The 12,315-nt window shown below is 64.1% G+C and carries 11 protein-coding genes; 6 read left to right on the plus strand and 5 right to left on the minus strand.

Going from position 1 to position 12,315, the window contains the following annotated elements:
* Nucleotides 1–8: 8 nt before the first annotated feature.
* The 3 genes from AC5RVB_RS05990 to AC5RVB_RS06000 form a co-directional block, all read right to left on the minus strand.
* The gene (locus AC5RVB_RS05990; protein ID WP_494142211.1) at nt 9–1,583 is read right to left on the minus strand and encodes a putative bifunctional diguanylate cyclase/phosphodiesterase; all 1,575 of its coding nucleotides are present in this window, start codon (nt 1,581–1,583) and stop codon (nt 9–11) included.
* The gene (locus AC5RVB_RS05995) at nt 1,580–2,026 is read right to left on the minus strand and encodes a DUF7793 family protein (protein ID WP_227904298.1); all 447 of its coding nucleotides are present in this window, start codon (nt 2,024–2,026) and stop codon (nt 1,580–1,582) included. Before AC5RVB_RS05995 ends, AC5RVB_RS05990 begins: the two co-directional genes overlap by 4 nt.
* 156 nt (nt 2,027–2,182) lie before the next feature.
* A complete protein-coding gene (locus tag AC5RVB_RS06000) occupies nt 2,183–3,211 on the minus strand; it encodes a hypothetical protein (protein WP_494142212.1) in 1,029 nt (342 codons plus the stop codon).
* 497 nt (nt 3,212–3,708) lie between these two features.
* Here AC5RVB_RS06000 and deoC point away from each other — a divergent pair, with 497 nt between their 5' ends.
* The 3 genes from deoC (at nt 3,709) to AC5RVB_RS06015 (ending at nt 4,975) form a co-directional block, all read left to right on the plus strand.
* Entirely contained in the window at nt 3,709–4,383 is a 675-nt protein-coding gene (deoC, locus tag AC5RVB_RS06005; RefSeq protein WP_227904296.1) for a deoxyribose-phosphate aldolase, read from the plus strand.
* Nucleotides 4,384–4,424: 41 nt separating this feature from the next.
* Complete coding sequence (locus tag AC5RVB_RS06010) at nt 4,425–4,676, plus strand: hypothetical protein (RefSeq protein WP_227904295.1); 252 nt, start codon at nt 4,425–4,427, stop codon at nt 4,674–4,676.
* A 161-nt stretch (nt 4,677–4,837) separates the two neighbouring features.
* Nucleotides 4,838–4,975, plus strand: a complete 138-nt coding sequence (locus tag AC5RVB_RS06015; RefSeq protein WP_227904294.1) for a hypothetical protein — start codon at nt 4,838–4,840, stop codon at nt 4,973–4,975.
* Between the two features lie 31 nt (nt 4,976–5,006).
* On the opposite strand, the gene mfd is transcribed toward AC5RVB_RS06015, so the two are convergent.
* Nucleotides 5,007–8,606, minus strand: a complete 3,600-nt coding sequence (gene mfd / locus AC5RVB_RS06020; protein WP_494142213.1) for a transcription-repair coupling factor — start codon at nt 8,604–8,606, stop codon at nt 5,007–5,009.
* A gap of 195 nt (nt 8,607–8,801) precedes the next feature.
* Nucleotides 8,802–10,472, minus strand: coding sequence for a M28 family metallopeptidase (locus AC5RVB_RS06025; RefSeq protein WP_494142214.1), 1,671 nt, complete (start codon nt 10,470–10,472; stop codon nt 8,802–8,804).
* A gap of 304 nt (nt 10,473–10,776) precedes the next feature.
* Here AC5RVB_RS06025 and AC5RVB_RS06030 point away from each other — a divergent pair, with 304 nt between their 5' ends.
* The 3 genes from AC5RVB_RS06030 to AC5RVB_RS06040 all read left to right on the plus strand — a co-directional run bounded on the left by AC5RVB_RS06030 (nt 10,777) and on the right by AC5RVB_RS06040 (nt 12,297).
* On the plus strand, nt 10,777–11,454 hold the full coding sequence (locus AC5RVB_RS06030) for a hypothetical protein (protein WP_227928931.1): 678 nt from the start codon (nt 10,777–10,779) through the stop codon (nt 11,452–11,454).
* 109 nt (nt 11,455–11,563) lie between these two features.
* The gene (locus tag AC5RVB_RS06035; protein ID WP_227904290.1) at nt 11,564–12,067 is read left to right on the plus strand and encodes a DUF2505 domain-containing protein; all 504 of its coding nucleotides are present in this window, start codon (nt 11,564–11,566) and stop codon (nt 12,065–12,067) included.
* An 8-nt stretch (nt 12,068–12,075) separates the two neighbouring features.
* Complete coding sequence (locus AC5RVB_RS06040; protein WP_227904289.1) at nt 12,076–12,297, plus strand: SCO4848 family membrane protein; 222 nt, start codon at nt 12,076–12,078, stop codon at nt 12,295–12,297.
* Nucleotides 12,298–12,315 lie beyond the last annotated feature (18 nt).

Raw genomic sequence — 12,315 nt, forward strand, 5'->3', positions numbered from 1 at the left:
GCGGTCGCCTAGGCAACCAGTTCGGTTGCCAGCGGCAGCCGGCTGCCACTGGCAAGGAGGGTGCCTACCTGCTTCTCGTTGATGGGCCGGCTGAAGTAGTAGCCCTGTCCGCTGCAGCATCCCATGTCGCGCAGCTTCCCCGCCTGCTGTTCTGTCTCGATCCCTTCGAACACCGCTTCCATCCCGGCCGCCCGGATCAGCTGATGCACGGCGTCCACGAACTTCAGCTGTCCCTCGTCACCGCAGATGTCCGCGATCAGCGTCCGGTCCACCTTGACCGTGTGCACAGGCAGCCGGCGCAGGTAACTGATGGAGGAATAGCCGGTGCCGAAATCGTCAATCTCCAGGCGGACGCCAAGCGCCTTGAGCGAGCGCATTGAGTAGGTCTCCACATCCCCGCTGCCCACAAAGGCACTCTCGGTGATTTCCAGGACCAGCTCCTGGGGTGATGCCCCCGTGTCGCGCAGGACCGAGCGGACATAGTCCACCAGGTCCATGGCCTGCAGCTCGGCCGCACTGACGTTGACCCGAACGTGGAAATCTTCCCGGTGCTCTGCGTGCCTGCGCCACTCGGCGAGCTGTTCCAGCGCCTTACGCAGCACCCAGCGTCCGATCTGCAGAATCGCACCGCTTTCCTCCGCGAGGGGGATGAACATGTCCGGCATTACCAGGCCCTGGGCCGGGTGCTGCCAGCGGACCAGGACCTCCACGCCCTGCATGTGGCCCGTCACCAGATCAACAACGGGCTGGTACACCAGACGCAGCTCGTCACGCTCCACTGCGCTGCGCAGTTCAGAGGCCATTTCACGCCGCAGCTGCCGGGCGTACAGCATGACCGGCTCAAAGGACCGCACCAGACCCGGCCCTTCTTCCTTGGCAACGTACATAGCGGTATCGGCGCACAGCAGCAGGTCGTCAGCGGTTTGGCCCGTTTCTGCCACGTGGACGCCGATGCTGGCGCGCGGCCAGACATCCAGTTCCTCGACCTTGGTCCGGATTCCCAGTGCATTCTGGATCCGTTCGGCCACTCCGCGGGCAGAAAGGCGCCCGACGGCGGGAACCAGCACGGCGAACTCGTCGCCGCCCAGCCGCGCAACGGAGCTCCCCTCCGGCACCGAGGCAAGCAGGCGTGCTGCCACCTCCTGCAGCACCACGTCCCCCGCGTGGTGCCCGAAGCTGTCATTGATCTCCTTGAAGCCGTCAAGGTCGATCATCAGCACGCCGGGCGCCGATGGGCCGCCATCCCAGTTCATCAGTGCCTGCTGCACATGCTGCATCAGTGCGATGCGGTTGCCCAGCCCGGTCAAGGGATCGGAGAGGGCCATGCGCTGCATCTGCCTGTGAGCTTCACGGAGTTCCAGCGTCCGGGTTTCCACCCGCTGCTCCATGTCCTGGTAGATGTCGTCCAGCTCGGAGGCAAGCAGATTGATGCCGGTGCTGACAGCATCGATCTGGTCACGGGCAGGGGAAACCGGGATCTTGGAGGTCAGGTTCCCGGCAGCGATGCTGACAATGCCCTCGACAATCCGGTCAAGGCGCGGGTCCTCCGGCAGCTGGCCGGACTCAGTTGGTGCGTCTGTCATGGTGCGTGCCGTTTCAGCCAATCCAGTGCGTCTTTTTCACGGGAAAAATACCGTGTGGGGCAGGGCTGGACTTCACCGCCCAGCAGGAAATTGGCTATCACCCTGTCCACGGGAGATATGCCGATCACTGCAACGGCGGACAGGGAACGGGCTGCACTGAAAATGTCCCGGGCGGTACGGGAAATGGATTCCACACCTGTCAGGGTGAGCAGCAGCGGCAGGCGCCGGACGCCGGCCAGGTTCTCGATCTCCTGGGCTGCTTCTGCAGCCATGGCTCCGGTAACCACTTGTCCGGGCGGCAGTACCAGCGTGATTTTGCCGTCCGCTGTCATACCCACCCGGGCACTCTCCGCGAGCGGTTCCGCACGCATCTCCTCTGCGGCGTCCATACGTTCCGGATGGTTCCCGGGACTGCTTTCCTGCACCGTATTCTGTCTTGCCATAGCTCCCCCAAGTCGCCGCGCAGGACCTCAATGCAGCGGATTTGCCATTTCGGTCTGGAGGACGGATTGGAGCTTGCCTGACCAGACCTGTAACCCTGTTTGTATTGTGCGCCCTCGATGCTTAAATATCGAGTTATTGTCGCGACGTGTCTCGCCTTATCGAGCCGACTGCCCAAGGGCGTCTCTAATTTTCCGCGAATCGGCCGCCAGCACCTCGGCTCCTACCTCGGTAAAGATGCGTTCGCTTTTCTGCGCGCATTCCATGGCAGCAGCTTCCTGCCCCAGTGCGTCGAGGCAGCGGGCGCGCAACTGGAGCGTGCGCCCCAGGAGGAAGGGGTAAGGACCGGCTACTTTGGCCTCTATCGGAATCAGCAGCTCGTCAGCCTTGTTAGGATTTCCAGTCTCGAGCTCCCACCATGCCCGCGTGATTGTAATCTCGTAACCGTCTATTTCAGTCACCCGGACCACCTCGTAGGCGACCTCTGCACGCTCAATGCACTCTACGGTTTCCTGAGTGACTAGGCCTGCTGTTAACCGCATATGTGCGGAGGCCTTGTTGAAAAGTCCCCAAAGACTGACATCGTCAATCATGGCAAGCGATTCTGCCGCCAATCGATGGTAATTCAATCCGGCATCGACCCGGCCTGACATGAACCCCGCGTTTCCTATCGCCCAATACGCCATTCCTGCGACACGAGGCAGCGGCTCCTTATCCAGCATGCCGGCCAGACGCACGGCCTCTGCCCACGCCGATTCTGTGTCCCCCTCCTCTGCCAGAGCCGCCACAAGAACATGTTGGACGCTCAAGCGCCCTTCCGACGACAAGCCCTGCGTGGGAAGTCTCGACACTTCGCGAGCAGACTCGAGGGCGTCCCCCATCTGGCCACGGTTATGCATGGCCCTGGTGACGAGAACCTTCGCACGTGACTCATAGTCCGGGTACTTCCTAATTGCCTCAGTCTCGAATAGGTTGGCGCAGAGCGCGATGCAATCATCCATAAGACCGAGTGCGAGCTGGAGTTCTGCCGCGTTTATGGTCATGCGACAGAACCCCCAACTGTCATCCACTTCAGCCGCCTTAGCAGCAGCGGCTAGGGAATACTGGATCGCCGAGCCATAGTCCTTGCTCTCTTCGGCCTGTCGGGCACGGTATTCGTTAAGGATGAACGCTGTGTTGCTATCCATTATCTGGTGCTTTCTCGCTGTGATAACCATCGATAACCTGAACTCTAGCCGCACGCGTTACTACGTCGCGATAAACTGGGGCCTCCTGATTCGGGTGTGACAACCGTAGATCAACTTGTCCTCAGTTTTTCTACAAGTCCCCAGTCGAGGATATTCGGTTGAACGTTTGTATAGCTATACTTCGAGAGTCGTAGTTACAGTTACACCGATTTTAGGGGTAGAGAATGAAGAAACTGGGTGCAGCTCTTGTACTGGCCGCTGTTATTGCAGGAGCAGGAGTAGCGGCGCCGGCAACGGCGGCTGCGTCGCCGCTTTCTCCTTCTAACAACGTGGTTAAGCCTTTCGGCATGTGGCCGAACGGATAACGAATTAGATGCAATGGCCCGGATTCCCTTCGAATTAGGGAATCCGGGCCATTGCTGTTTCACGTGCAGGCCCCACGGCCCCGGAAATCTTCGCATCCCGTTAACCGCGCTGCCCTATGGCAAAATGGATTCATGCCTACCCCTATTGCCTCTTACATCGACCACACGCTCCTGAAGCCGGAGGCCAGCCGCGAGGACATCCTTAAGGTCTGCGCCGAGGCAGCGGAATATGGTTTCAAGTCCGTCTGCGTGAATCCCCTCTGGGTCGGCACTGTCCGCACTGCGCTCAAGGGCAGCGGTGTGCTCACCTGCTCCGTCATCGGGTTCCCGCTCGGCGCCACCACCACCGAAGTCAAGGTGTTTGAAGCCCAGGGCGCCCTCCAGGACGGCGCGGACGAGATCGACATGGTCATCGACATTGCCGCAGCCCGCCGGAATGACAAAACCGCTCTGGTCCGCGACATTGCCGCCGTTGCCGACGCAGTGCATGCTGCCGGCGGCATCCTGAAGGTCATCATCGAAACGTCGCTGCTCAATGACGAGCAGAAAGTCCTTGCCTGTGAGGCATCCGTTGAGGCCGGGGCGGACTTCGTCAAGACCTCCACCGGATTCAACGGCGGCGGTGCCACTGCTGAGGACGTTGCCCTGATGCGCCGCACCGTCGGTCCCGACCTCGGCGTGAAGGCCTCGGGCGGGGTGCGTTCGCTCGAAGACGCCCAGGCAATGATCGATGCCGGAGCCACGCGTATCGGAGCAAGCTCAGGAATCGCTATTGTTAAGGGAAGCAAAGCCACGTCGGACTACTGACCCGCGAAGCTACAGAACACTTTTTGAAACGGAGAACTCCCATGGTTGGAACACGGTCGAAGCAGCCGACGCACTCGGGTGAGGGCCATCTGGTCAGCAACCTCATCACCTTTACCGTACTTTTCGCGCTCTTCTGCGGCGCTCTGTACTCGCTGAACTGGCTGACCCTGGGCAACGTCTGGCCCATGGCGATCCTGCTGGTAGTCGGCACCGCCGTCTACCTCGTGGCCTTCAGCATCGGCCGCTCCGACACCACCACGGAGCTGGCGAAGGGCTACTCGCACAACGAGTAAGTACCACCGACACACACTGATGCACCCGGACCGAGGCGGTCCGGGTGCATCAGTGTTTAAGCACCAGGTAGTGGCACGGTCCAAGCACTAGGTAGTGCCCGTTAGCAGGCAGGTAGGTCCTACTCTTAGCGCCCCATACGGCTTTTCCCTAGATTCTGCACATGACTACCATGATGACCCGCAGGGAATGGCGCCGGGACAGGGCACGGCAGCAGCGCATCACGTTCGTCGGTTACGCGGTACTCGCCTCCTGTGTGGTGGCTGCCGCCGTGCTTTTCGTGGTTGCCCTTACCGGCTAGCCGGGTTGCCCGCCCGGCTTCGTGCCGCCGGTTACTCCTTGAAGACCGCCTCCAGCACCTGTTTGGCCCAAGCCAGGATCTCAGCGTCCACCAGATCGCGTCCGCCAATCCTCGCAGTCTTCGGCTTGGGCACCAGCACGGCGTTCAACGCCGGTTTCACCTGGGCCCCCGGGTACATCCGCTGCAGCCGCATGGTCCGGGATTCGGGCAGGTCTGCCGGTGCAAACTTGATGAAGTTGCCCTGCAATGCGACGTCGGTGAGGCCTGCTGCGCGGGCATCCACCCGGAAGCGGGCCACATCGATCAGGTTCTTCACTTCCTGCGGCGGCTCGCCGTAACGGTCCACGAGCTCGGCCAGGACCTCGTCGATCGCCTCGTTGGTGATGGCCGAGGCGAGCTTCCGGTAGGCCTCCAGCCGCAGCCGCTCCCCCGGCACGTAGTCATGAGGGAGATGGGCGTTGACGGGCAGCTCAATCTTCATTTCGGCGGCCTTTTCCTCGGCCTCGCCGCGGTAGTCCGCCACGGCTTCGCCCACCAGCCGGATGTACAGGTCAAACCCGACCCCGGCAATGTGGCCCGACTGCTCACCGCCGAGCAGGTTGCCCGCGCCGCGGATCTCCAGGTCCTTCATGGCCAGCTGCATGCCGGCGCCGAGCTCATTGTGGGTGGCAACTGCCTTCAGGCGTTCCAGCGCCACCTCGCCCAGCGGCTTCTCCGAGGGGTAGAGGAAGTACGCGTAGGCGCGTTCCCGGCCGCGGCCCACCCGGCCGCGCAACTGGTGCAGCTGGGAGAGGCCGAAGTGGTCCGCCCGGTCCACAATCAGCGTGTTGGCGTTGGAGATGTCCAGGCCGGTTTCAATGATGGTGGTGCACACCAGCACGTCAAAACGCTTCTCCCAGAAGTCCACAATGATCTGCTCGAGCTTGGACTCGCTCATCTGGCCGTGCGCGACGGCGATCCGCGCCTCCGGCACCAGTTCCTGCAGGTGCGCGGCGGTCCGGTCAATCGAGGAAACCCGGTTGTGCACAAAGAACACCTGGCCCTCACGCATCAGCTCACGGCGGATGGCCGCGGAGGCCTGCTTATCCGTGTAGGGCCCAACGTAGGTCAAAACCGGGTGGCGTTCCTCCGGCGGGGTGGCCAGTGTGGAGGTCTCGCGGATTCCGGTCAGGGACATTTCCAAGGTCCTGGGAATCGGGGTGGCGCTCATGGCCAGCACGTCCACATTGGTGCGCAGTTTCTTCAGCGCTTCCTTGTGCTCCACACCAAAGCGCTGCTCCTCATCCACAATCACCAGGCCCAGGTCCTTGAACTGGACCTCGGAGGAGAGCAGGCGGTGCGTGCCGATCACCACGTCCACCGAACCGTTCTTCACGCCCTCCACCACCTCGCGGGCCTGCTTGGCCGTCTGGAAACGGGACAGGGTCTGGACCCGGACGGGGAAGCCGGAGAAGCGCTCGGCGAAAGTCTCCAGGTGCTGCTGGGCCAGCAGTGTGGTGGGTACCAGCACCGCGACCTGCTTACCGTCCTGCACGGCCTTGAAGGCTGCCCGGACGGCAATCTCGGTTTTGCCGTAGCCCACGTCGCCGGAGACCAGCCGGTCCATGGGCACCTCGCGCTCCATGTCCGCCTTCACCTCGTTGATGGTGGTGAGCTGGTCGGGCGTCTCCACGTAAGGGAAAGCTTCCTCCAGTTCCCGCTGCCACGGGGTGTCCGAGGCGAAGGCATGGCCTTTGGATGCCATTCGTGCGGAGTAAAGCCGGATGAGCTCCCCCGCAATCTCCTTGACCGCCTTGCGGGCCCGGCTCTTCGTCTTGGCCCAGTCGGAGCCGCCCATCTTGGACAGGACCGGGGTTTCTCCGCCCACGTACCGGGTGATCTGGTCCAGCTGGTCGGTAGGAACAAACAGCCGGTCCCCGGGGGCACCGCGCTTGGACGGCGCATATTCGAGCACCAGGTATTCACGCACGGTTTTGTTCGCGCCAACGCCGGTGGAACGCTGGATGAGTTCAATGAATTTACCGACACCGTGCTGCTCATGCACCACGAAGTCGCCTTCCTGCAGCTGCAGCGGATCCACCGCGTTGCGCCGCTTGGAGGGCATCTTTCGCATGTCCTTGGTGGAGTAGGCACTGGCACGGCCCAGCAGGTCCGCCTCGGTCAGCAATCCCGTCTTGAGGGTGTCGAACACATAGCCGCGGCCTGCACTGGCCGTGGTGATGGCGATAACCCCCGGCTGGGGTTCGGTGTCGACGGAATCCACGAGGGCTGCCGGTATGTCGTTCTCGCGGAACAGCTCGGCCAGACGGGACGCGGGCCCGGGCCCCTCGGTAACCACCACTACGCGCCACATGTCGCGGACACGCCCGCCGATGAACTCCATCATCTCGGCCACATCGCCACGGTAGCCGCGCGGTTCACGGGCATTGATGGTCAAAGTATCGATGTCCAGCACGGTCTCGTCATCGGGGTTGAACGAGGTGATGGACCACCAGGCAACACTGTTGGCGTGCGCGGCGGTGCGGGTGTCGGCCAGCGAGCGGAAGCTGGCGGCATCAAGGTCCGCCGCGAGTCCGGCGGAGAGATCCAGCGGCGCGGCACCGCCGTCGGAGGCCGTCGCCCACGCCGCGGCCAGGAACTCCTCATTGGTGGCCGCCAGATCGTGGGCGCGTGCCCGCACTTTCTCAGGCTCGATCACCACAGCGATGGAACCTGACGGAAGCTCGCCCATCAGCGGAACCATGGAGTCCACCAGCACCGGTGCCAGGGATTCCATGCCCTCGACAGCTATGCCGCCGGCAATCTTCTCCAGCATGTCCGCTGCCGCGGGCATCTGGTCCTTGAGCTTGGCGGCGCGGCTCATCACGGACGGGGTGATCAGGATTTCCCTGCAGGGAGGGGCATAGAGCTCGGTGGGGTGGGTGATGTGTTCACCGGTGAGGGTCCGCTGGTCAGCAACAGCGAACCAGCGCATGGAGTCCACTTCGTCGCCGAAGAAATCGATGCGGATGGGGTGGTCATCGGTGGGCGGGAAGACGTCCAGGATGCCTCCCCGCACGGCGAATTCGCCGCGGTGGGAGACCATGTCCACGCGCGCATAGGCGGCCTCGGCGAGGGCGGACACCACGGAGTCGAAGGACTGTTCCTGCCCGACCTTCAGGGACACCGGCTTCAGCTCGCCCAGCCCGGCAACCAGCGGCTGGACAACGGCGCGCACGGGTGCCACCACAATCTGTACCGGTGACGTGTCCGGGTGCGCCAACCGGCGCAGCACCGAAAGCCGCCTGCCCACGGTGTCCGAGCGCGGGGAAAGCCGTTCGTGCGGAAGGGTCTCCCAGCTGGGGAACTCCTCGATGCCGGCCAGCGGCAGATAGCTGCGCAGCGCAGCGGCCAGGTCCTCGGCTTCACGGCCGGTGGCGGTGACGGCCAGGACCACCGGCGGGGCGCCGTTGCCGGTTCCGGATGCGGCGAGGCCGTCCACTACCTCGGCCAACAGCGCTGCCCGCATCCCCTGCGGGGCGCCGATCTGCAAATCCTCGCTTCGCCGCTCGGGCGGCCGCGAGGAAAGGGTTTTCACCCTGGCGTAGGACGGATCCTCGGCGAGCGCGGCACGCAGTCCGTTCAGGCTCATGGGGGTGTTTTCTCCTTCACGACGCAACGCAAATACCCGAAGTTCACAGACGGAACCCCGGGGTTTTCTTCCACCCTACCCGTTGCCGGCAGCCGGATGGACCGCTCCCGCTCAGAGCGGAAAACGCACGACGGCGGGAGGCCGCACGCGCAGCCTCCCGCCGTGTTTCCGCCGTGCCCGGCGCATGTGATGGCGCTATTTCAGCAGCTGATGCCCCCGGTAGTCGCTCTCCGCCGGGACGGACTGCTGCCGGGCCTGCGCCCCGGAGCGCAACTCCTCCTCCGTCAGGGCGAAGGTCACGACGGCGTGCGCCACGGCGTCGGACATCTGGTCCAGGACGGTGCGGTTCACGTTGGTGATGTCATCACACTCGGCATGGTAGCAGGCGTCGTACGGGGCGCCTGCCGTGCCGCCGAAGAGCGCTGCCTCCTCGGCGGTCTTGAGTCCTTCGGCACCGGTGAACAGTCCGCCGGCGGGGATGCGGTTGGCAATGAAGCCGGCGTAGTCGGACCGGCCGCTGAACGCTGTCGGGGCGCTGGTGAGGTTCTGCGAGGCGAAGTAGTCCTCGAAGACCGCCTCGATCACGTCCGATCCCGCGGGTCCCTTCGTACCGAACGCGCTGCCGTCGCCGTCGTAGATGAAGCGGCCGAAGTTCGGTGAGCCGACCATGTCGAAGTTCAGGTTCAGCAGGGTGCCGGCAATGCCGGCCGCGTCCAGCTGGGAGACATAGTATTCCGAGCCGACCAGCCCGTCCTCTTCCCCGCCCCAGAAGGCGAACCGGACCCGGTTCTGCAGTTCGGGCTTGGTCTTGGCCAGCTGGACGGCGGTTTCCAGGGTGGCTGCCGAGCCGGTGCCGTTGTCATTGATGCCCGGCCCTTCGGTGACGGAATCCAGGTGGGCGCCCACTACTACGGTCCGGTCCGGATCGCCGCTGCGGGTGTCCGCCAGGATGTTGAAGGACTCGATGACCCGCACCCCTGATGCGACGTCCAGATGGAGCACGGCTCCCGGCGTTCCGGCCAGTTCCTCACCCAAAGCGAAGGTGGCGCTGACGGCGGGGATGGCCGACAGCTGCGTGCCCACCGTGCCGTTGAGCAGCCCGGTGCGGTCCTCTCCGGGGACGGTGTTGCCCTGGTTGAAGACCACTGCCGCCGAGGCGCCGGCGGCGGCGGCGTTCTGCACCTTGATTTCGAAGCTGCAGATTCCGCGCTGCATGAGGGCAATGTCGCCGGGCGTGAACCCGGTGAAGTCCGCCGCTTCACAGCCGCTGGTGGAGGCGCGGTCACCGGTCAGGTTCACATCCACGGCCGTCACCGGAGCGGTGACGTTCCCCGGCCCGGAGTAGCTCATGGTGGAGTAGTCCGTGCCGGCGGTGTAGGTCCGGGCGTTCGGGCTCACCTGTTCCAGCGTCTCGCTCTCCAGTTCAAACTGCTCGTAGGAGAAGGGCTGGCGCACCGGCTTGTAGCCGGCTTTGCGGAGCTGCTGCTCGATGTACCGGCCGGAGGCTTCATAACCCGGCGTCCCGGCGGCACGGTTGCCTCCGTTGGCGTCCGCCGCGGCCTGCAGGGCATCCAGGTGGCGCACCACGTTCTTCACAGTGACCTTCTGCCGCAGCTTCTCACTGGCGTCGGGCTTCCCATGACCCTTGCCCGGGTTCCCTTTGCCGGGGTTGCCCTTGCCCGGGTTCCCCTTACCGGGGTTCGCCTTACCGGGATTGCCCTTGCCAGCAGCAGCATCCCCGGCTTGTTGCATGCCCGGGCCCCCGCCCCTGGGGTTATCCCCGGCTACCGCCGGTGCCGCACCCGCTGCCGCCAGCAGGAAAGCTGCCGCGAACGCCGTCGTCCGCAGTGTTTTTCTCGTGTTCATTTCTCCCCTAAGAGTGAATCCCCCGCGCTTATACGGTGCCCCGTCGGCGCCGTGAGGCCGAAACTACGGCACTCCTATCGCCTTGGGTAAGCGCGGAAGCACGTCTGCGCAGGGTTGGCTGCTATTGACGCACAAACTGCCCTGTCCGCTACCCTTCCGGCCTGCGGGCGCCTAGGGTGGGCAGGTTTGGCGCTCTGGGGCACAGGGCACCCCGGAGGGCCGGGACATCTGGTTTTTCGATCAGGGCCCTGCCACCCTGAAATGGCACGGGCCACGTACTGGTCGAGATACGGAGGATTGCCCCATGGCACGCAAAGCATCCCTTTGGGCCACCGGCTGGGCGGTACTCGCGCTCGGCGTCGCCGGGTGCGCAGGCGGCAGCGGAGACAGTAGCGGGGAGAACACCACCGGCCCGGCGTCGGGAACGCCCTCTGCCGTTTCCTCCTGCGATACCGTGTCTCCGAACAGTCCCGGCGAGCAGGATTGCCAGGCAGCCGGAATACCCGGCGAAACCGTGAGCCCGGACCGGTGCGGGGGCGATGCGACGCCGGGCCCGGACGGCCTGATCGAGGGCACCTTCGGCAGCTACTGCGACGGCGCCGTCGCCAGCACCTACAACACCGCCCAAATCCCCGACGATGCCGAGGCCATCCTCACCGTGTCCGAAACCGAAGCGGACACCACGGTGAAACTGCAGGCACAGGGTTTCCAGCCGGACACCGGCTACACCGGCCGCCTGCACCAGAAAGCCTGTGGCGCTTCAGCCTCCGACGCCGGGGAGGAGGAAGTCGACCCGCAGGATGCCGGCAGCGGCGGGCTCGTCCTGGACTTCACCACGGATCCCTCGGGCAACGCCACGGTGAGCAGCACCGTGCCGTGGACGGTGCCTGACAACGGTGACGGTGAGTCCCTCCTCATTTACGAGGTGACCGGCAACAACGGAATGGGTGAGGCTGCGGGATGTGTAAACCTGGGCCGCTAGGTTCCCTGTTTATGGGCGGCTGTGTGCTCGGTTTAGGATGAGGGTTGGCCGGTAGGCAGGCTAGCGCCTGCGGCATTCATCCGGCATCACACCCACATCTGGAGGACCCATGGCCCTGAACGCTTCAACCATCCTGCCCTACGACGTCGTCACCGTGACGGACACGTTTGCCGACGAGGGGTTCCTGCGCAGCATCAGCGAGCACGTGGGCGGCTCCCTGGTCTCGGCCCTGGTGGAAGGCAACACCGCCGGCGCATTTGTGCTCACCGCCGTACGCACCATGCCCACCGACCGGCTCCCGGACATCGCCAAGAAATTTGTTGGTGCCACCCTCACCGTGACCCAGAAGGAAGAATGGGCAGCACCGGCTGCTGACGGGTCCCGCGAGGCAACCGTTGAGCTGTCCGTTGGCGGAGTGCCCCTGAAGGTCAACGCGGTACAGCGTCTGGTCACCGTGGCCGAAGGCACCCGCGTGGATGTAGACGGCAAGGTTGGCTCCTCCATCCCGTTCCTCGGCGACAAGATTGCCAAGGCTGCGGAACCGATGATCGGCAAGGCGCTGACCATCCAGGCCGGACAGGCCGGCAAGTGGATCGAAAGCCGGCAGGGCTAACCGCCGCCATGAGCCTTCCCGCCCCCCTTGCAATCATCCTGATTATTGCCGGCCTGTGGTCCATCCTGGTCTGGCCGGCCTTCCTGAAGGACGTCCTCAAGTCCCCCAAGGCACGCGATGAAAACGGTGCCGCCACCCGATACATGACCGTAAACCTGATGAAGATCAGCACCGCCATGGTCTTTGGCCTGGCCACCATCGTGATTGGTATCCGCGCCCTGGTCGGCTAGTCCACAGCAACATCCAAC

This window comes from Arthrobacter sp. Y3225209 (assembly GCF_059090685.1).

Bases quoted from the DNA above. Each gene is read 5' to 3' on its own strand.
- mfd (WP_494142213.1), bottom strand. From the start codon at position 8,606: ATGAGCCTGAACGGACTGCGTGCCGCGCTCGCCGAGGATCCGTCCTAC.
- AC5RVB_RS05990 (WP_494142211.1), bottom strand. From the start codon at position 1,583: ATGACAGACGCACCAACTGAGTCCGGCCAGCTGCCGGAGGACCCGCGC.
- AC5RVB_RS06040 (WP_227904289.1), top strand. From the start codon at position 12,076: ATGAGCCTTCCCGCCCCCCTTGCAATCATCCTGATTATTGCCGGCCTG.
- AC5RVB_RS06025 (WP_494142214.1), bottom strand. From the start codon at position 10,472: ATGAACACGAGAAAAACACTGCGGACGACGGCGTTCGCGGCAGCTTTC.
- AC5RVB_RS06000 (WP_494142212.1), bottom strand. From the start codon at position 3,211: ATGGATAGCAACACAGCGTTCATCCTTAACGAATACCGTGCCCGACAG.
- deoC (WP_227904296.1), top strand. From the start codon at position 3,709: ATGCCTACCCCTATTGCCTCTTACATCGACCACACGCTCCTGAAGCCG.
- AC5RVB_RS06030 (WP_227928931.1), top strand. From the start codon at position 10,777: ATGGCACGCAAAGCATCCCTTTGGGCCACCGGCTGGGCGGTACTCGCG.
- AC5RVB_RS06015 (WP_227904294.1), top strand. From the start codon at position 4,838: ATGACTACCATGATGACCCGCAGGGAATGGCGCCGGGACAGGGCACGG.
- AC5RVB_RS06010 (WP_227904295.1), top strand. From the start codon at position 4,425: ATGGTTGGAACACGGTCGAAGCAGCCGACGCACTCGGGTGAGGGCCAT.
- AC5RVB_RS05995 (WP_227904298.1), bottom strand. From the start codon at position 2,026: ATGGCAAGACAGAATACGGTGCAGGAAAGCAGTCCCGGGAACCATCCG.
- AC5RVB_RS06035 (WP_227904290.1), top strand. From the start codon at position 11,564: ATGGCCCTGAACGCTTCAACCATCCTGCCCTACGACGTCGTCACCGTG.